The sequence below is a fragment of the Flavobacterium sp. OHVDL-2026-0007 genome, assembly GCF_059882335.1.
The window spans coordinates 4,203,560-4,224,523 of record NZ_CM187612.1 but is presented as its reverse complement, the minus strand read 5'-3'; the positions used below and the strand labels follow the sequence as shown (position 1 = coordinate 4,224,523).

Below are 20,964 nucleotides of genomic sequence, written 5' to 3'. Positions count from 1 at the left end.
TTGATTAATTTTCTAATAGATCGTTATTTTGGACATCATTTTACCTATTAAACTCTAAGTCCGAGTTGTATGCTCATAAATCCCCTTGCACCTTTACTAAAAAAATAAATCTTTCTAATAGCCACGAAGAACCAACAACACTATCAAAAATAAATTATGAAAAATTTCAACCCAGCAGACAAAATCCAGGATCTGCAATATTTCGGAGAATTTGGAGGCGTGAATCCGTCGATTTCAGATTCTTCTACCTATACTTTTCTTTCCGCCAAAACAATGTTTGACACTTTTGAAGGAAACATGGAAGGCTGTTATTTGTACTCACGTCATTCATCTCCAAGTAATCTATACTTGGATCAAGCTTTGGCCGCTATGGAAGGTACAGAAACGGCTAATGTTTCCGCTTCGGGCATGGGAGCCATTACCCCTACTTTATTACAACTTTGTAGTACTGGTGATCATATCGTATCGAGCAGAACGATCTATGGAGGAACCTATGCTTTTTTAAAGAATTTCACCCCTAGGTTTGGTATTGAAACAAGCTTTGTGGATATCACTAAATTAGACATTGTTGAAGCAGCTATTACTTCAAAAACAAAAGTTTTGTACTGTGAAACCGTGAGTAATCCTTTACTAGAAGTGGCTGATATTGCAGGCTTGGCTAAAATTGCTAAAAAACACAATTTGAAATTGGTCGTGGACAATACGTTTTCTCCTTTATCTGTTTCTCCTGCTAAATTAGGTGCTGATATAGTGATTCATAGTTTGACCAAATATATTAATGGAAGCAGCGACACGGTTGGCGGTGTAACTTGCGCCTCAAAGGATTTTATCAATGCACTGAAAAATGTAAATTCTGGAGCCAGTATGCTTTTAGGACCTACTATGGATAGTTTGCGATCTGCTTCTGTGATGAAAAACTTGCGCACCCTGCATATCCGCATCAAGCAACACAGCCATAATGCGCATTTTCTAGCGGATCAATTTGAAGCTGACGGCCTAAAAACAGTTTATCCTGGTCTAAAAAGTCATCCCAGTCATGAATTATACAAAACGATGATTAACCCCGAATATGGCTTTGGAGGAATGCTAACCATTGATGTGGGTACTTTAACTAAAGCCAATGAATTGATGGAATTGATGCAAGCTAGAAACTTGGGGTACCTAGCCGTAAGTTTAGGTTTCTACAAAACCTTATTCAGCGCACCAGGCACTTCAACATCAAGTGAAATTCCAGCGGAAGAACAAGCCCAAATGGGGCTAACCGACGGTTTAATCCGATTTTCAATTGGTTTGGATAATGACATTCAACGTACCTACGAAATGATGAAAAGTTGCATGGTAGAACTTGGGATTTTATAAAAACGTAACATTCCTTTATAAATAAATTTGCAAGATTTTTTATTCGTTTGTTTGAATCCGCTGGAGTTTTTCTCTAAGTGGATTTTTTTAGCCAAAAAAAAGCCATTCAGAGACTACTCTCAGAATGGCTTTACTCTTTATACTTTATAAGATCTAAGCTTCTTTAAAATTTAACTTACTATTTTTTCTACTAAATGTAAAGTAAATAACTAAGCCCAGTAACAACCAGATAGTGAAATAAATCCAGTTCCAAACACTTAATTCAGCCATCATATAAAGACAACAAATAAGTCCTAAAAGTGGAATTAGAGAAAGGTTCTTTCTAAAAGCCCAGACTGCTAATCCAACCATCACCACTAAGAAAATCCACATCGGAATTTTGTGTTTGAACAAACTGAAACCTGATTCGTATTTTAGAGAATCCTGGATTGGCAAACCTTTCACTACCTCAGCATATTTTTCTTGGTCGTCTTGATACTGACTCAATAAATGCTCTAAATCTGATGTTTCTGCCGTTTTATCACGAACATCAATACTTTCTAAATAATTAAAAACTTTTGCAGATTCTTCTTTATCTAAAGAGGTAATAATGGTCGTTGCATCATTGGTTTGCGCCTCATTGTTTAGGAAAGCCATTGTAGCTTCATTGTTAAAAGCGAAAGCATAATACAAGCCTGCAGCCATTAAAACAGGTAAGATATACTTAGAATTGACATAAGGCGTTTTAAATTTTCCTCTTGGGATATCCGGTTTGTTTTGTAAAACCAAAACTCCAGCACAAACCAGTACAAAGGCAAATAAAGTTCCGATACTACATAAATCCGTTACCATGGTCAAGTTCAAAAATAAAGCAGGAACAGCCACTACAAAACCTGTTACTATCGTTGCAAATGATGGCGTTTTAAATTTCGGATGCACAGTAGAAAATTTCTTTGGCAACAAACCATCACGGCTCATACTCATCCAAATACGAGGTTGGCCCATTTGGAAAACCAACAATACACTTGCCATAGCCACTACAGCACTAACGGCAATAATTCCTGACATCCATTTTAAATTTAATTTATCAAATACGAATGCTAATGGATCCCCAACATTCAATTCGTTATAACGTACCATTCCCGTTAAAACTAAGGCAATGGCTATATATAGAACAGTACATATAATAATCGCCCACATCATACCACGTGGCAAATCTCGTTGTGGATTTTTACATTCTTCAGCAGTTGTAGAAATAGCATCAAAACCAATATAAGCAAAGAAAACAGCTGAAACTCCTTTTAAAACTCCACTTACACCATTTGGAGCAAACGGATGCCAGTTGGCAGTATCCACATAAAAAACACCTACTGCAATGACTAAAAGTACAATGCAGAGTTTTACAATTACCATAAGATTACTCGCATTACGAGATTCTTTCATTCCTCTATAAACCAAAGCGGTAATCAGAATAATAATGAACAAAGCCGGTAAATCAGCCACAATATGGAAAGAACCAATTGTTGGAGCAGTAGTCCATGCCGTGTAGGAAGCTTGTAATGCTGCACTTAAATTTTCAAAAGATTTTCCACCCTGCATTAAAGCCGTAGCGTCATTAAATCCGTTTGAAGCGGTTAGATAATCCATCTGAATCCATTGTGGCAAATGAATCCCACCACTCTGGAGCAGTCCGGTAAAATAATCACTCCACGATATAGCGACCGTTATATTTCCAACGGCATATTCCATGATCAAAGCCCAACCAATTATCCAAGCAATTATTTCTCCAAAAGCGACATAAGAGTAAGTATAAGCACTTCCTGAAACCGGCACCATTGAGGCAAACTCGGCATAAGCAAATGCGGCAAAACTACAGGCAAGGGCCGTAAATAAAAATAAGAATATAACAGCAGGACCTCCATCTGCACTAGCTTTTCCAATAGTACTGAAAATTCCTGCTCCCACAATAGCTGCTATTCCAAATGCAGTTAAATCTCTTGTGGTTAAATGTTTTCCTAATGCATTATGACCATCTGCATCGTTTTTTGCAACTTGTTTCAGAATATCTTGTACCGTCTTTTTTCGGAATAAACCTGATAATGCCATATATGCTTTTACTTTTAAAATTAATTTAATGCGGTCTTTATGGTTTTATTTTGCAAATAATGCAAAAAATATCTTGATTTCAAATATATAAAACCATTTTGTTTTGTGAGTGCTTTTTGAATCGAATTATTTTAGTGGGCAGATTGTACGGATTTACGTCCTTAGATTTTCCACTACTCCATTCTCTAATTATCTCCCTGTCAACCTAATTCAACACAGCTTACTTCAAACAACTTCTCAAAATACTCACTGGATGTTGTGCTTCTCTATGGGTACCGTCAAAAATTTGATGACGACAACTGGTTCCTGCAGCGGCAATTTTTACATCTTCGGCAGTAGCTCTTACTTTTGGGAATAAAGTATCTTCTCCCATTTGCATGCTTACCTGATAATGCTCTTTTTCGTAACCAAAGGATCCTGCCATTCCACAACAACCCGAATTATAGATTGTCACTACATTATTCTTTGGCAGATTCAACATGGCAAAAGTTGCTTCAATTGTACTCAAGGCCTTTTGATGGCAATGCCCATGAATTTTAATTTCTTTTTTTTCATCTGAGAATGCGTCAGCTTTTATCTTTCCATTATTAATCTCTCTTTTAAAGAATTCTTCAATGGTATAGGCACTTTGTGCTACTTTTTCAGCGGCCTCTTTATCATCTGCCAAACGCAAATATTCATCTCTAAAAGTTAGAATGGCAGAAGGCTCAATTCCGATTAAAGGTGCTTTATCGGAAATCAATTCCTTAAAAATAGTGACGTTCGTATTGGCAATTTTCTTGGCTTCTTCTAAGAATCCTTTTGACAAATAAGTTCTTCCGCTTTCCTGGTGATCGACCACCAAAACTTCATAACCCAGTTGAGTCAATAATTCAAAAGCGTCAATTCCGATATTGACATCGTAGTAGTTCGTAAATTCATCATTAAACAAATATACCTGTCCATTGGGAAAATCATGGTTGTGTTTTTTTTGACCTTCTAACCATTTTTTAAAGGTCTTTTTAGCCAGCAGTGGCACTTCTCTTTCTGGAGCAATTCCCATGCTTTTTTTAACGAGGGATTGATTCGAAATAAAGTTGGTGATGGAGGGAAACAAACTTCCCATTTTATTGAGTCTTGCGTTGTGGGCAAAAATCTTACTTCGTGTTGAAAATCCGTTTGCTTTTTGGTATTGGTACAAAAATTCTGCTTTTAGCGTCGCAACATCTACATTACTTGGACATTCGCTGGCGCAGGCTTTACAGCTCACACACAATTCAAAAACTTCGTATAATTCTTTTTGGTCGAATTTATTTTCTTTCTCCGAATAGGTCAAATACTCTCGTAACGCATTAGCTCTTGCACGGGTAGTTTCTTTTTCATTTTTGGTGGCCCGATAACTCGGACACATTGCACCTCCTGCCGATGGCAATTTTCGACAATCACCAGAACCATTACACTTTTCAGCAGCGCGTAGTATTCCTAAACTGTCTGAAAAATCCTGAAACGTTTTAATATCCGGCTCTACCCTGCCCGAAACCACACGATGGTTTTCATCCATTTTTAAGGGATTGACTATCTTACCGATATTCAAAACCGACATTGGATCAAAAGCCAATTTGATTCTTTTGAGCAATTCATAATTGGCTTCCCCTATCATAAAGGGAACAAATTCACCACGTACAATTCCGTCCCCATGTTCACCACTTAGGGAACCTCTATATTTTTTAACCAAAATGGCTACATCTGTCGCAATGGTTCTGAACAATTTTAAATCAGTTGTTTTCTTTAAATTCAAAACGGGACGCAAATGCAATTCTCCTGCACCCGCATGCGCATAATAAATAGCTCCTTGTCCATGTCGTTGCATCATGGCCGAAAACTCCGCAATATAGGCCGGCAAATCACTAAGTTCAACTGCAGTATCCTCAATGGAATCGGCAGCTTTATCATCTCCTACTATACTTCCTAAGAGTCCAAGACCCGCCTTTCTAAGCTCGTTTACCTTTTCAATATCAGCTCCGTAAATTTTTACTAGTGCGTACCCAAACTTATTTTTCTCTAAATCGGCCACTAAGGCATTGGCTTGTCTCTCTGCATCCTCCGCATCATGCGAAGCCACCTCAAACATCATAATAGCTTTAGGTTCTCCTACCAAGAAGAATCTGTTCTTAATGTGTTCTCGACTCGTTTTGGTACAATCTAGAATCGTATCATCAATCATTTCGCAAGTATACAAATGATGTTTCATGGCCACTACCACTGATTCTAAAGATTCGTGGATACTATGATAATGTGCCACTACCATTATATTATGAACCGGCGGTAAATCGTCTACCTTTAAGGTGATTTCGGTCGTAAAGGCAAGAGTTCCCTCGCTACCACAAAGCAATTTCCCCAAATTAATGGTAGGTTCGCTTCCAGCAAACAAGTCGGATTTCAACAATATATCAACGGCATAACCCGTATTCCTTCTGTGAATTTCAGGTTTGGGAAACTCTTTTACAATTTCTTCCTGTGTCCCTTTTACCGAAAGTTCGTCGTAAATGCTTCTATATATGTTATTTTCTAAAGTATCGCCCTTGGTTTTTTCAAGAAACTCAGCAGAGGTCAACTCATTAAAAACGACTTCAGATCCATCACTCAAAATCGCTTTAATCTCTACAATTTTATCACGGGTCACCCCATAACGAATTGAAGTCGTACCTGAAGAGTTATTCCCCACCATTCCTCCAATCATACAACGGTTTGAAGTCGATGTATTGGGACCAAAAAATACCCCATAAGGTTTTAGAAATAAATTCAGCTCATCGCGAATTACTCCTGGCTGAACCGTTACCGTTTTTTTTATTGGGTCAAAATTCAGAATCTTAGTAAAATGTTTCGAAACATCCACTACGATACCATCTCCTACTGTTTGACCTGCTAAAGAAGTTCCGGCTGTTCTTGGCGTAATCGAAAGTTGATATTGGGCCGCAAACTGGATCAATTTACTTATATCTGCGATTGTTTTAGGCACCGCAACCGCCTTGGGTTTTATCCGGTATACCGAAGCATCTGTTGAATAAAGCGTTTTATGAAGATCATCATATAAAAGTGTTCCTTCTAATGATGCTGATAATTCTTGTAATTCCTTAATTATTGACATTATAACTGAATTTATGACCTAAAACTAATGGTATGCTGAAGTACAAAAATACTTTTTTTTTAGGTGCAGAATGGCAAACCCCTAAAGGTTCAGCCGATTTTCTTTAATGCCTTTTTTTTTAACTGGAATTTGCGCACAAACCATTGCAAAGTACTGGAGACATTTGAGCATAGGGATTTTCAGAAGTCATTCCAGCAAGCCTTCCCTCCTTTAATACTACCATTGTAAAGATGTTTTTTATTCCATCAAGACTAGTTCATTGGGCTACAAAAGAAAAACAGTTCCTTTACTGCTTCCCCCAAATCCTTGTATTCAAATCCAGTTCTTGAACAATATCGTACATGAATTGAACAATAGAAAGATCTTCGGTTAATAAATCAGGAGCCAAAAGCGTGCTGTGAATAGGTGGCTCAAAATAATTGGTTACTAAAGGAAAAGCAATATACATCTTAGAATTGATAAACGAGAGCGAAATGGTTTCAGCTGATTTAGTATTCAAATTTAAAATTCTCTCCATCATCGCCGGCGTTAAGATATACCTTGCCTCGATTTGATTTCTGGAATACGTTACAAATTCATTATTGAAAGCTGTATTTTCCAATTGAACTAATTCATTGTTACCTGCACTAAAAATATTTTTAGAAAACCACGCGCCAACAGCATTACCAAAACTTTTTGGCCTTACAACAGTGGATACATTAAAATTTTTATTGAAATCAGCCCCAAAAATGATGCCCTTGAAAAGGGTATGCCACTGGGTCTGTGTTCCGTTTTTAGTTTGTGTCTCTGTTTTGTATTCGGCATGCACTTCAGCAAACCAAAAAGAAGTTTTGTCCACCCTACCACTTATTAAATCTTGGGTTGTATAGCGATCTGGTTCTGTTGTAAAAAGTTCAGAACTCATAAATTCATCCACGGGAAGTCCACTTTGAGGCGCTATGGATAAACTATCATTAATTTTTTTTAATGCTGACGTTAGCACACTCGTTTTAAAAGTCTCTTTGTACTTTTTCGCATCATCTTCTATTTGATACAACATCACCCCTGCTACAATGGCAGGAATTATTCCTATACCAATAGCCACTACAGCAAATCCCAGCAGTAACCCCACTACTATAATGAGTACGCCAAGGCCAAATAAAATATAACAATGGGTATAAGTTGAAGCGATCTTTTTCCGATCGACTTCTAATGCATTCAACACCCTTTGTAAAGATGTATAGCCAACTGTTTCTGAATCCATTACGTATTAAATAGTTCTTTTGCACTAATGTTTTTGCGCTCTTCTTCTGAGCTTGCTAAAACTTCGATTGGTGTATACTTTAGCATACCGGCAAACAAATTACCTGGAAACATCATTATGGCCGTATTAAAATCGGTAACCACAGCATTATACGTTCTTCTTGCTGCCGCAATCTGCTCTTCACTTTCTGTCCACACCTGTTGTAAATTGATAAAACTGGCGTTTGCTTTTAAATCTGGATAATTTTCAACATTGACCATTAAACCTTTTACGGCTGTCCCCAACTCAGCATCCAAAGTTGCTTTTTCGGCCATACTAATAGAATCTGAACTTGCTTTTGCACGAAGTGCTACGATTTTTGCTAAAGTGTCTTGCTCGTAATGGGTATATTGTTTGACTACTTCCACCAGATTCGGAATTAAATCATAACGTTTTTTTAGCATCACATCAATGGCTGAAAAAGCATTGGTAACCTGATTTCTTTTTCCAATAAGTGAATTATAAAAAATAATTCCCACAAGCAATAAGAAAAAAATAATTCCTAGTATAATGATCATAACTTTTAATTTTAGTTGACTCTTTAACAAATATAACTAAAAAACAAAATATCTTTTTTACTTTTTACACGTAAATCCCTAATATTGGTAAATGGCTCGATTTTTGCATTTTCTTTCTCTGCCTATTGATAATAAACCAATTCTAATATCACCCAACAAAACTTATCTTATAAAAAACAAAATCAATTATATGAAAACCAAAGAAATAACGTTCAAATTATAATTTATAAATTATTTATTATAATCCGCTAAAAAAACTATTTTTGGTTTCTGTTAAAAAAGATTGAAATGCATAAAAATCCGCAATTACTACTCTCTATACTACTTTTGTTTTTCATTGGATTAAAATCCAATGCACAAGAAAAAACATTCTACCCAAAAAACGAATTTAGAGGAGTCTGGATTGCATCGGTTGTCAACATTGATTGGCCAAAAACAGGCATTGACACTGTTGAAAAAGAAAAAGCAGACTATCTAGATATTTTAGAAGCGTATAAAAAACTCAATTATAACGCGGTAATTGTTCAGATTAGAAGTGTGGGTGATGCTTTCTATCCAACAGAATTGGCACCTTGGTCGCGTTTTTTAACAGGTAAAGAAGGCCAAGCCCCAAGTCCCTATTATGATGCCTTGGCATGGATGATTGAAGAAGCACACAAAAGAGGTTTTGAATTTCACGCGTGGATGAATCCATATCGCGCTACTTTCGATTTAAACAAACAACAATTAAGTCCGACTCACGATGTTTTTAAACATCCTGAATGGATGATTGAATACGCTGGAAAAATATATTATGATCCTGCATTACCCGAAGTTCAAGCACATTTGACCAAAGTGGTTAAAGAAGTAGTCGACAAATACGATATCGATGCGATTCATTTTGATGATTATTTTTATCCTTATACTGTCCCAGGAAAAAGCTTTAATGATACCGCTTCTTATAGAAAGTATGGAGCCGGTTTATCCCTTGCTGATTGGCGCCGTGCCAATGTGAGCAATTTTGTACATACTATTTCTACCACCATTAAAGCCAGTAAACCATGGGTACAATTCGGAATTAGTCCTTTTGGTGTTTGGCGCAATAAATCGGTGGATCCAAAAGGTTCTGAGACGCAATCAACTTCTAATTATGATGATTTATATGCAGACCCTCTTTTATGGATGGACCAAAAATGGATTGACTATATTTTGCCTCAATTGTATTGGAGCATGAATAACCCAAGAGCCTCTTATTCAAAATTAGTAAAATGGTGGTCTGAAAACTCCAACAATACCGCCTTGTATATTGGACACGCTTCCTATAAAATCAGAGGCGATGCGGATAAAAACTGGAACTATAGCACGGAGATCCCAACACAAGTAAATTTTGCCAGAGGTTTCAAAAATGTATCAGGAAGCGCTTATTATAGTGCTAAATGGTTCATGGGCAAAAACTTTGATGTGGTGCGTCTTTTAGCCGAAAATCAATACCGATACCCAGCACTTCCTGCTGCAGTTCCTAATTTAAAACATATCGTTATTGATACCCCCGAAGTAAATCAATTCCAAAAAGACAGTAGTAATTATTGGTTCACTATTAAATCTCCACTCAATACCAAAGTACGTTATATGGTGATTTACGCAGCAGAACACAGAGACAAAGTAAACATTAATGACGCTACACAAATAATCGACAAAATTAGGGTTTACGAAAATAACGGAACCATTACATTTGCTGTTCCAGCCGAAAAAATGATGGCGTATAAAACTTGCGCTGTGACATTTATTGATTATTTTGCAAACGAAAGCACCCCAACTGCGATCGACTTAAAAAAGACATTTAAAATCTACTCATCTGAACAACCCAATGAAAACAGATAATAAACCTTGGTTCTGGATTCCACTTCTCAATTTCGCATCTGGTTTACCTTATGCAGTCATTATCTCTGTTTCTGTCATTATGTACAAAAACCTTGGGATTTCAAATGAAGATATTGGTGTCTACACCAGTTTATTGTACTTACCATGGGTGATCAAACCCCTTTGGAGTCCCTTTATTGAATTGCATGGCACCAAGAGAAAATGGTTCTTATCGATGCAATTACTCATTTCCATCGCCTTTTTGATCGTCGGATTTACCATACCCACAACGGGCTTCTTCATGATGACTTTGGCTATATTTTGGGTGGCGGCTTTTGCCTCGGCCTCCAATGATATTGCAAGCGATGGTTTCTATCTATTGGTCTTACCTAAAGAACAACAATCTTTCTTTTTAGGAATCAGAAGTACCTTCTACAGACTCTCTATGTTAGCTGGAAACGGACTAATTGTACTTTTGGCGGGGTATCTAGAACACAAATATGGTGACAACACCAAGGCCTGGTCGTATACGATGATTTTTGTTGGTTTACTAATGACGATCATTACCCTCTATAATTACTTCTCAACTCCAAGAACAGAAATTAATGCCGGAGAAAAACCTAAATCAGAAGAGCACCAAAATTTTGCCTCTATCTTTATCAGCTTTTTCCAAAAAAAGCAAATTGGTTTAGCTTTGGCTTTTATATTATTGTTCCGCTTGGGAGAATCGCAATTAATCAAAATGTTAAGTCCGTTTTTAATTGACTCTAAAGACATCGGTGGAATGGGATTAGACACTCAAGATGTCGGTATTATTTACGGTACCTTTGGAGTTGCAGCATTGACAGTTGGTGGAATTCTAGGTGGAATTGCCATTTCCAAACAAGGCTTAACCAAATGGATGTTACCGATGATATTAACCATGCATCTACCCATTATTGGTTTTATATTGTTAGCCCATTTTCATCCTGCTTCAGTTTATTATATCTATGCCGTGGTCATTGTGGAACAATTTGGATACGGTTTTGGTTTTGCTGCCTTTATGATGTATTTAATTTATGTCGCAGAAGGAGAAACTAAGACAGCACATTACGCACTTGCCACAGGTTTTATGGCATTAGGAATGATGTTACCGGGAATGGTCAGCGGTTACATACAAGAGTATTTAGGCTATGGAAACTTCTTTATTTGGGTGTTTCTAGCAACAATCCCAGGAATCATACTCTCGCGTTTTTTAACTTTCCCAAAAGATTTTGGTAAAAAAACGGACCAATAGCACTATACATTAAGCGCCAGGATCACTCCTGATTTTTTATTTCGAAAACTGGCTCCAATCGCATACACCCTATTGAGCTTGCCACACAAAAAAAGGCATAAACAAGACCTAGACTAAAATTAAACGTTTTTATCATGACTAGCCTAAAACGAACCAACTCTGATGATATCGATTTTAAAAATCTGGTCGTTCTCTTAGACCAGGATTTAAAAATTAGAGACGGTGCAGATCACGACTTTTACAATCAGTTTAATAAAACCGATCAAATAAAACACGTAGTGGTTTATTATGAAAATGATATTGCTATAGGCTGTGGTGCCTTTAGAGAGAAGGAAAACAATACGGTAGAAATCAAACGTATGTTTGTGCATCCAGATTACAGACAAAAAGGTATTGCATCAGCCGTATTAGAGGACTTAGAACTTTGGGCAGCCGAAGCATCTTATACGCATACTATTTTAGAAACAGGAAAAAATCAACCTGAAGCAATCAAGCTATACCTAAAACAAGGTTATACCATTACACCCAATTACCCTCCGTATGAATCCATGGGCAATAGTGTTTGCATGATAAAGACTTTTTAATACAATGAAAATGAACAACCAGACCTTAACACAAAAGATAGGACAATTCTTTTTTCCTGCCGTATTTATAAACGACACCGAAGAAAACATCCAAGCAACTGAACAGTTAATAAAGACCCACAATATTGGCGGATTGACCTTTTTTCATAGCCGCGCTAGTGCCGCGACGAACTATGAGAACAAGAAAAAAATCACTTTTAATGACCAGAGTTATCAAAAAATAAAAGAATTAATTGTTCGTTATCAAAAAGCGGCTTCTACCCCACTTTTAATTAGTATTGATGCCGAATGGGGTCTGGCCATGCGCATCGAAAAAACACCACAATATCCGTACGCTATAACACTTGGCGCTTTACCCCAAAACAAATCGAATTTAGTTTATGAGGTAGGGAAACAAATTGCTCTAGACCTAAAAGCGGCTGGAATTCATTATAATTTATCCCCTCTAGCCGATATCAATAACAATCCCAATAATCCCGTTATTGGCTATCGCTCTTTTGGCGAAAACAAAGAAAAAGTAGCCGATTATGCTATAGAATACCTAAAAGGAATGTCTGAAGTTGGGGTATTAGGTTGTTTGAAACACTTTCCTGGACACGGAAACACCAATGTCGATTCCCACTTAGGATTACCCATTTTAAACGAAACCTTAGACGAACTATTAGCCAACGAATTATACCCTTTTATCAAAGGAATTGAAAACAATGTCGATTCGATTATGATTGGACATTTGGCAGTCCCAAGTTTGAATAACGGAAAAAACACTTCAGCCACTTTATCAAAACCGATCATCGAAACCCTTTTACGTCAACAATTGGGTTACGACGGATTAGTGATTTCTGACGCCCTAAACATGCACTCTGTCTCTACCTTATACCCCATCAAAGGCGAATTAGAATGGGAGGCCTTTAACGCAGGGAATGATGTATTGTGTTTTGCCGAAAATGTACCAGAAGGAATTGCAGCCATTCTAAAAAATGCTTCTCCACAGCGTATTGAAGAGAGTTTCAACCGTATCCTAAAAGCCAAAGAGAAAGTAGGGATTTTATCCCAAGACGATTTTACTTCTGGTGAATTAAACTTCTCAAAAGCTGCCGAATTGAATTTTGAAATTGCTCAAAATTCAATTACAAAAATCATTGATCAATCCAGTACCGCTTTGGCCTTCGAATCGCAAAAAAACAATCGATTAGCCAAATTGAGTTTGTATAAAAATATTGAGAATACTTTCTTTAAAACCCTCAAAACAAAACTACCTTCAGCGGAATTTGCATTTGAAAATTTAGAAGTTTCCGCTATTTCCTCACTAGAAAAAGAGCTTGAAAATTTCGAAACGATTCTTATATCCTTATTTGTTCCAAAGGCAAAACCTTTACATAATTTTGAAGTCAACGACGAAATTTTCACCTTGCTTTCAAGGTTATTACAGACCAAAAAATGTATCGTTTATGTTTTCGGAAACCCCTATGTTTTACCTCTAATTCCTAATCTTAAAAAGGCCTCAGGGCTAATTCAGGTCTATCAAGATTTTGAAGAATTTCAAAAAGTTGCAGGAATTCAATTTTTAGAAAATTTTCCTTGCCACGGAATCCTTCCAGTAAACATTGACATCCAATAATTTACGACCATACATAGCTAAAACCTATTAACTTATAATTTTTTATAATCACATCTTATTGTAAGTACCCTTACTTATGCCCTACTTTTGCAGCAGAAATAAATTTTTAACGTAAAACGAAAAATATGTCTTTAGTAGGAAAAAAATTCCCAAGTATTGCAGTAGATGCTATCTCAGAAATGGGTGACAACTTAAAAATCAACATTTTTGAAGAAGCAGTAAACAACAACAAAAAAGTATTATTGTTTTGGTACCCAAAAGATTTCACTTTTGTATGTCCAACTGAATTACACGCCTTTCAAGCTGCATTACCAGAATTTGAAAAAAGAAATACAATCGTAATCGGAGCTTCATGCGACACAAACGAAGTACACTTTGCTTGGTTAAACACTCCAAAAAATAATGGTGGAATCGAAGGTGTTACTTACCCTATCTTAGCAGATACGAACCGTAACTTAGCAAACATTTTAGGTATCCTTGATATCGAAGCTACAAGCTACAGCGAAGAAACTGATTCAGTAATCATCGAAGGTTCAAACGTAACTTACAGAGCTACTTACCTTATTGACGAAACTGGAAAAATCTTCCACGAAAGTGTTAACGATATGCCATTAGGTCGTAACGTAAACGAATACTTACGTATGGTTGATGCTTACACACATATTCAAACTAAAGGTGAAGTTTGTCCTGCAAACTGGGAAGCTGGTAAAGAAGCAATGAGTGCTGACAGATTAAGCACTGCTGAATACTTAAGCGCAAACTAATTATTAAATAAAAGTCACAAAGGTTCATTGGAATACGATAGTAAAGCATTTTGCTCTGACTATTGGCATGGTATAAAAACCTTGCTCCTTTGAACCTTTGTTATTTTAAACCTTAAAAAATCAAACAGATGTTAATCGACTTAAACGAAGATACGTTAGCAGATTTAGTTGCTAAAAACGAAAAAGTAGTAGTACAATATTCAGCTTCATGGTGTGGAAATTGCCGTATTATGAAACCAAAATTCAAAAAATTAGCTACAGAAAATGAAGCCATCACTTTTGTTTTGGTTGATGCTGAAAATGCTCCAGAATCAAGAAAATTAGCCAATGTAAGCAACTTGCCTACTTTCGCCACTTTTGTTAATGGAAAATTAGTTGGCGAAACGCAAACGAACAAACAAGAAGTTTTAATCGACTTGGTAAACGCGATTGTTTAAATCAAATCAGACCGTTTTGTAAAAGTTTTATACTTTGCCAAAGCGCTTAAAAAATCTATAGCATGAAATTACCCGTAATAAAGCAATTAACCCAATTCATCGAAGAAAACGATCAGGATTACATCATCGAAACTATTGAAGTTTTAGAAGCTATGACTGAGATTCCTTCCCTAAAAGATGAAGAATTAGACGTCATTGGTGAGTTAATTTCTAATATGTATGGTGCACTTGAAGTACACAAAATGGTTGTTCAAGGTACTGACAAAAAGGAAGCTCTAAATGCGTTCATGAAACGTGTTTTAGGCTCAATCGATAAATAATCGTACTGGGACAACATACAAAAATAGGACTAGAGAAAGCGCTTTCTGCATGAAGAGGCGCTTTTTTTTATGCCTTATCACTACTTCTTTTTCTATTCCAAAGAGAAAAATGCTTCCCCATTTAAAAAAAAACTTCATTCCTATAGCACGACAAACCTAGCATAGGAAACAATCGGTAAAGCCACAACAAATTCTTTTAGATTCGAATTTTAATCCTTACTTTTGAACCTCATTAAAAACCAAAAATCATGGCTTCAATAACATTAGGAGGAAATCCAATTCATACTTCAGGTGAATTACCAACAGTTGGCTCACAACTAGCTGATTTCAAATTAGTACAAAACGATTTATCAGTAGCTTCTTTAAGCAACTTTGCTGGTAAAAAATTAGTTTTAAATATTTTCCCAAGTATCGATACTGGAACGTGCGCAACTTCTGTTAGAAAATTTAACGAAAACGCAAGCAATTTAGAAAACACTACTGTTTTATGTATCTCTAGAGATTTACCATTTGCTCAAAAACGTTTTTGTGGAGCTGAAGGATTAGAAAATGTAGTCAACTTATCTGATTTTCAAGAAGGTAATTTTGGTAAAACAAACGGTTTAGAAATTGTTGATGGTCCTCTAGCTGGTTTACATTCAAGAGCGGTTATCGTTGTGGATGCCAACGGTAAAATTACTCATACTGAGCAAGTTTCCGAAATAGCAAACGAACCTAATTACGAAGCAGCATTAGCAGCACTATAGTCCACACAATGGAATTCCAAAAAGATAATACTTTTGTAACAGGAAGACTTAAAAGCATGACTTATGCTTTTAATGGCGCCCTAAAACTTATCAAAACCGAGCACAGTATCATGGTTCAATTCTCTCTGGGAATTGCCATGACTATTGCGGGGTTTTATTTTAATATTTCACAAACTGAGTGGCTTTTTCAAGTTTTAGTCATAGGCTTAGTAGTGAGCATTGAAGGATTGAATACTGCTGTAGAGAAAATAGCAGATTTTATTCATCCCAACTATCATGAAAGAATCGGATTTATAAAAGATATTGCAGCAGGAGCAGTGTTTTTTGCCGCAATGACAGCAATAGCAATAGGCTTGATCATTTATATCCCAAAATTTACATAGGCATTAAAACGCAAGAATGGCAAAAACAACAAAAAAAGAAACAATAGATAAAAAAAATGAATCCAAAACCCAGACCCTCAAGTCTTGGAAGCTAACCAAACAACATGAATTTGTTTTAGGTTGCCTTTTGGTTTTATTTTCAGTAGCCCTATTAGTAGCATTTATTTCCTTTTACGTCAACGGCCAATGGCAGTCTGATCAAAGTGCGGTAAGTCAACTTGGCGATCGTACCGAAGTAGTACAAAACTGGCTTGGAAAATTCGGAGCTTTCCTTGCCGATTTACTCGTTTATAAAGGTTTTGGACTCGCTTCTTTTATATTTGTACGTCTATTTTTCCTCACCGGAATGTTTTTGACCTTAGAACTCTCCACAAAAAAACTCAAAAACATTTGGTTTTGGGATTTATTTGTCATTATCATCGTTTCTGTTTTATTTGGTTTTTTCGCCACTTCTGCACCTGAATTAGGCGGAACAATTGGCTATGAACTTAATTTGTTTTTACAGGACTATATCGGAAAAACAGGAACTTTATTGACCTTGCTTTTCGGTCTAATTGTCTATTTAATTTTTAAAATTAAATTATCACCTGAGAAAATTCAATCCTTTTTTGATTCTACTAAAAAAGAATTCAAATCAGAATTGACTTCTATGAAAACAGCTCCAATTGAAAGCGCCTACAATCTAGAAGAATTCGCTATTGAGGAAGACAAAGAACTAGACAATATTCATTTAAAGTCCGAAGTTACCCAGTTTGAAATCAACAAAGAAGCTTTAAAACCTACCATTTCAAACTCCTCAGAAATCGACTTAAATCCAGTTGTAAAACCACTACAAATGAATATTAATCCGGTAGCAGCAGCTCCGGTGCACACTGAAGAATTCGTTATTGAAAAAGCAGAAGAAGAAGATATTATTGAAGAAAATTTAGCTTCTCGTTTGGTAGCTGATTTCGGTTTATTCGACCCTACTTTAGACTTATCCAATTATAAATTCCCAACGATCGATTTATTAAAAGAATACTCCACTGGAGGAATTACGATCAATCAAGAGGAATTAGAAGAAAACAAGAACAAGATTGTAGACACACTTCGTAACTACAAAATTGAAATTGCACAAATAAAGGCAACCGTTGGTCCATCGGTAACCCTATACGAAATTGTACCTGAAGCAGGAATTAGAATATCCAAAATCAAGAGCTTAGAAGACGATATTGCCCTATCATTAGCTGCATTAGGAATTCGTATTATTGCACCAATTCCAGGAAAAGGAACTATCGGTATTGAAGTACCGAACAAGAACCCAACTATGGTTTCCATGAAAAGTGTCATTGGTTCTGCTAAATTCCAAGAAGCTGAAATGGAGCTTCCTATTGCTTTAGGTAAAACCATTTCCAATGAAACCTTTGTCGTGGATTTAGCCAAGATGCCTCACCTATTAATGGCTGGAGCTACTGGACAAGGAAAATCCGTTGGTTTGAATGCTGTTTTAACGTCTCTTTTATACAAAAAACATCCAGCTGAAGTGAAATTCGTCTTGGTCGATCCTAAAAAGGTGGAACTAACACTATTTAACAAAATCGAAAGACACTATTTGGCCAAACTTCCAGACACTGAAGACGCTATCATCACCGATAATGCAAAAGTGGTCAATACCTTAAATTCACTTTGTGTTGAAATGGACAACCGTTATTCTTTACTAAAGGATGCCATGGTTCGAAACATTAAAGAATACAATGATAAATTTAAAGCTCGAAAATTAAATCCTGAAGCAGGACACCGCTTTTTACCTTATATCATATTAGTAGTCGATGAGTTTGCTGATTTGATCATGACCGCTGGTAAGGAAGTAGAAATTCCAATTGCCCGTCTAGCTCAATTAGCCCGTGCTATTGGTATCCACTTAATTATTGCGACTCAAAGACCTTCTGTAAATGTGATCACAGGACTAATAAAAGCGAATTTCCCTGCGAGAATAGCCTTTAGAGTAACATCAAAAATTGACTCTAGAACCATTTTGGACACCCAAGGAGCCGATCAATTAATTGGTCGAGGTGACTTATTATACACCAACGGTAATGATGTCGTTCGTGTACAATGTGCTTTTATTGACACTCCGGAGGTTGAAAAAATCACTGATTTTATTGGTTCGCAAAAAGCCTATGCAACCGCTTATTTACTTCCTGAGTTCGTCGGAGAAGAAAATGGCATTAATCTTGATATAGATATCTCCGAAAGAGACTCTTTATTTAGAGAAGCAGCGGAGATCATTGTCAACGCACAACAAGGTTCAGCTTCCTTATTACAAAGGAAACTAAAATTAGGCTACAACAGAGCAGGTCGTTTGATCGATCAGCTAGAAGCAGCTGGAATTGTAGGCCCCTTTGAAGGTAGTAAAGCCCGAACTGTAAACATCTCAGATTTAAGTGCTCTTGATCAATTTTTTAACAACGAACAAAATTAACACCATCATGAAAACTAAAATTCAAGAAATCAAAACCAATTCTATCCAAAACAAGACTAAAAAGTGTTTTCAAATGGCAATTTTATTGCTTTTGAGCTTCACTTCTATTCAAGCTCAAGATAAGAAAGCCAAAGATTTATTGAACCAAGTAACCGCTAAAATAAAAAGCTACGATAATATCGTGATTGATTTTAAGTACACACTAAACAATGCTAAAGAAAACATCAACCAAGACAGCAAAGGAAATGTTACCATGAAAGGCAATCAATATGTATTGAATTTTATGGGGGTTACTAAAATATTCGATGGCCAAAAAACCTACACTATTGTCCCTGAAGACGAAGAAGTTACTGTATCAAGAGTAAACGAGAAAGACGATAATGCTATTACGCCTTCCAAAATGCTTACTTTTTTTAATTCTGGATACAAATACAATATGGACATAGTTCAAAATGTTAAAGGAAGAAAAATCCAATACATTAAACTAGTACCAACAAACGCAAAAGATCAAAGAAAAGAGATTCTTTTAGGTATTGATGCTCAAACAAAACACATCTATAATTTGATTGAAACTGGAAAAAACGGAACAAAAACTACTTTAACGGTTAATTCTTTTAAAACCAATCAGCCTTTATCAAAAAATCAATTTACCTTTGTAGCGAGCAAATATCCAAAGTACTACATCAATAAATTAGACTAATTAGAAGGTTGAAAATCTTAGACAAATATTTACTAAAAACATTCCTGATTACATTTGCTACGGTATTTGTAATCCTTTTTTTTATATTCATACTTCAGACCGTTTGGCTCTTTATCTCAGAATTGGCTGGTAAAGACCTAGACCTAATGTTAGTAGCGAAATTTTTACTTTTCTCCATGCCTCGTATCATCCCGCTGGTTTTACCCTTATCGGTTTTATTAGCATCGATTATGACTTTTGGAAACTTAGCAGAGAATTACGAATTCGCTGCTATGAAATCCTCTGGAATTTCACTTCAAAGAGCCATGAGGATTTTAATCATCTTCATTTTCTTTTTAAGTATAATCGCATTCTGGTTTGCCAACAATGTGATTCCTTATGCCGAATACAAGTTTATTAACTTCCGTAAAAACATCGCTCAAGCTAAGCCTGCCATGGCCATAGCCGAAGGTCAGTTTAATGATGTTGGATTTTACAATATTAAAGTAAATAAAAAATCAGGAGCCAATGGCAACAACTTAACCGGTGTTACCATTCACGAAAAAACCAATAATAATGGCGAAAACAAAACCGTTATTAAAGCCAAAACGGGTAAACTGATTAGTAATGAAAAATCCAGCATTTTAAAACTCGTTTTAAATGACGGTTATTACTACCAAGATGTTACACCAAAAAAATACGAAGATCGTGCAAAGTTACCCTTTGTAAAAAGTGCTTTTAAAAAGCAAATCATCAACATTGACCTTTCTGAGTTAAACAAAGTGGATGAAGACAAAGAAAATGTCGGCAGCACTAATGGTATGTTAAACGTTAACGAATTACGCTACACCTTAGATTCGTTAAACACCAACCTCAACAACGAAATACTCTCCTTTTCCGAGAACATCAATCAACGCGTAGGGATCAAAGCCCCTCCTGTTACCTTGAAATCAAATAAAAAGAAAAAGCCTTTACCACAAGACCTTTTATCTTCTTATACCAACAAACAAAGATCTGACATCCTAAAAATGGCCAGTAGTAACGTAACAAGCAACGTGTACTCTATTGAATCCACCCAAAAAGAACTCAAAGACAAACAACGAGAAATCAACAAACACTTAAGTGCTCTTTACGAGAAGTTTGTTATTGCATTTGCTTGTTTTCTAATGTTTTTTATTGGAGCACCCCTAGGAGCTATTATTAGAAAAGGTGGACTTGGCTTACCTATTGTATTTGCGGTTTTAATTTTTATTACTTTCCACTTCATCAACACCTTTGGAAAAAGATTATCACAAGAAGGTGGAATGAGCCCTTTTATGGGGTCTTGGATGTCTTCCATAATACTATTACCCTTAGCTGTATTATTAACGTACCGTGCTACTAACGATAACGGATTAATCAACTTTGACGCTATTATAACTCCTATACAACAACTATTTCAAAAAATTTCAGAGCGTTTTTTACCAGCTCAAAACAAACAATAACT

17 protein-coding genes are annotated in these 20,964 nt (G+C 36.2%); 13 read left to right on the top strand and 4 right to left on the bottom strand.

Annotated elements, in window-relative coordinates:
* Positions 1-156: 156 nt before the first annotated feature.
* Entirely contained in the window at positions 157-1,359 is a 1,203-nt protein-coding gene (locus AC51AA_RS17385; RefSeq protein ID WP_500703456.1) for an aminotransferase class I/II-fold pyridoxal phosphate-dependent enzyme, read from the top strand.
* 153 nt (positions 1,360-1,512) lie between these two features.
* Here the strand turns inward: AC51AA_RS17385 and AC51AA_RS17380 are convergent, their stop codons facing one another.
* The 4 genes from AC51AA_RS17380 to AC51AA_RS17365 all read right to left on the bottom strand — a co-directional run bounded on the left by AC51AA_RS17380 (position 1,513) and on the right by AC51AA_RS17365 (position 8,371).
* Positions 1,513-3,444: an amino acid permease gene (locus AC51AA_RS17380; RefSeq protein ID WP_500703455.1), complete on the bottom strand. Its 1,932-nt coding sequence runs from the start codon at positions 3,442-3,444 to the stop codon at positions 1,513-1,515.
* A 220-nt stretch (positions 3,445-3,664) separates the two neighbouring features.
* A complete protein-coding gene (locus tag AC51AA_RS17375) occupies positions 3,665-6,571 on the bottom strand; it encodes an FAD-binding and (Fe-S)-binding domain-containing protein (RefSeq protein ID WP_500703454.1) in 2,907 nt (968 codons plus the stop codon).
* A 286-nt stretch (positions 6,572-6,857) separates the two neighbouring features.
* A complete protein-coding gene (locus tag AC51AA_RS17370; protein WP_500703453.1) occupies positions 6,858-7,814 on the bottom strand; it encodes a DUF3137 domain-containing protein in 957 nt (318 codons plus the stop codon).
* The gene (locus AC51AA_RS17365) at positions 7,814-8,371 is read right to left on the bottom strand and encodes a LemA family protein (protein WP_500703452.1); all 558 of its coding nucleotides are present in this window, start codon (positions 8,369-8,371) and stop codon (positions 7,814-7,816) included. The genes AC51AA_RS17370 and AC51AA_RS17365 overlap by 1 nt, the downstream gene beginning before the upstream one ends.
* 288 nt (positions 8,372-8,659) lie before the next feature.
* On the opposite strand from AC51AA_RS17365, the gene AC51AA_RS17360 reads away from it, so the two are divergent.
* The 12 genes from AC51AA_RS17360 to AC51AA_RS17305 all read left to right on the top strand — a co-directional run bounded on the left by AC51AA_RS17360 (position 8,660) and on the right by AC51AA_RS17305 (position 20,962).
* Complete coding sequence (locus tag AC51AA_RS17360; RefSeq protein WP_500703451.1) at positions 8,660-10,231, top strand: glycoside hydrolase family 10-like protein; 1,572 nt, start codon at positions 8,660-8,662, stop codon at positions 10,229-10,231.
* Entirely contained in the window at positions 10,218-11,486 is a 1,269-nt protein-coding gene (locus AC51AA_RS17355; RefSeq protein WP_500703450.1) for an MFS transporter, read from the top strand. The genes AC51AA_RS17360 and AC51AA_RS17355 overlap by 14 nt, the downstream gene beginning before the upstream one ends.
* A 134-nt stretch (positions 11,487-11,620) precedes the next feature.
* Positions 11,621-12,070 (top strand): GNAT family N-acetyltransferase, encoded by a 450-nt coding sequence (locus AC51AA_RS17350; protein ID WP_500703449.1) that lies wholly within the window; start codon positions 11,621-11,623, stop codon positions 12,068-12,070.
* A gap of 4 nt (positions 12,071-12,074) precedes the next feature.
* Positions 12,075-13,688 (top strand): glycoside hydrolase family 3 protein, encoded by a 1,614-nt coding sequence (locus AC51AA_RS17345; protein WP_500703448.1) that lies wholly within the window; start codon positions 12,075-12,077, stop codon positions 13,686-13,688.
* A gap of 125 nt (positions 13,689-13,813) precedes the next feature.
* Positions 13,814-14,452: a peroxiredoxin gene (locus AC51AA_RS17340; protein WP_160375383.1), complete on the top strand. Its 639-nt coding sequence runs from the start codon at positions 13,814-13,816 to the stop codon at positions 14,450-14,452.
* Positions 14,453-14,580: 128 nt separating this feature from the next.
* Complete coding sequence (locus AC51AA_RS17335; protein ID WP_500703447.1) at positions 14,581-14,889, top strand: thioredoxin family protein; 309 nt, start codon at positions 14,581-14,583, stop codon at positions 14,887-14,889.
* A gap of 62 nt (positions 14,890-14,951) precedes the next feature.
* Positions 14,952-15,209, top strand: a complete 258-nt coding sequence (locus tag AC51AA_RS17330) for a DUF6952 family protein (protein ID WP_017495510.1) — start codon at positions 14,952-14,954, stop codon at positions 15,207-15,209.
* A 248-nt stretch (positions 15,210-15,457) separates the two neighbouring features.
* Positions 15,458-15,955, top strand: a complete 498-nt coding sequence (tpx, locus tag AC51AA_RS17325; RefSeq protein ID WP_500703446.1) for a thiol peroxidase — start codon at positions 15,458-15,460, stop codon at positions 15,953-15,955.
* A gap of 8 nt (positions 15,956-15,963) precedes the next feature.
* Positions 15,964-16,338 (top strand): diacylglycerol kinase family protein, encoded by a 375-nt coding sequence (locus AC51AA_RS17320; protein ID WP_500703445.1) that lies wholly within the window; start codon positions 15,964-15,966, stop codon positions 16,336-16,338.
* 16 nt (positions 16,339-16,354) lie between these two features.
* Positions 16,355-18,799: a DNA translocase FtsK gene (locus AC51AA_RS17315; RefSeq protein WP_500703444.1), complete on the top strand. Its 2,445-nt coding sequence runs from the start codon at positions 16,355-16,357 to the stop codon at positions 18,797-18,799.
* Positions 18,800-18,872: 73 nt separating this feature from the next.
* Entirely contained in the window at positions 18,873-19,499 is a 627-nt protein-coding gene (gene lolA1 / locus AC51AA_RS17310; RefSeq protein WP_500705655.1) for an outer membrane lipoprotein periplasmic chaperone LolA1, read from the top strand.
* Positions 19,500-19,507: 8 nt separating this feature from the next.
* Positions 19,508-20,962: an LptF/LptG family permease gene (locus AC51AA_RS17305; protein WP_500703443.1), complete on the top strand. Its 1,455-nt coding sequence runs from the start codon at positions 19,508-19,510 to the stop codon at positions 20,960-20,962.
* Positions 20,963-20,964: the final 2 nt, after the last annotated feature.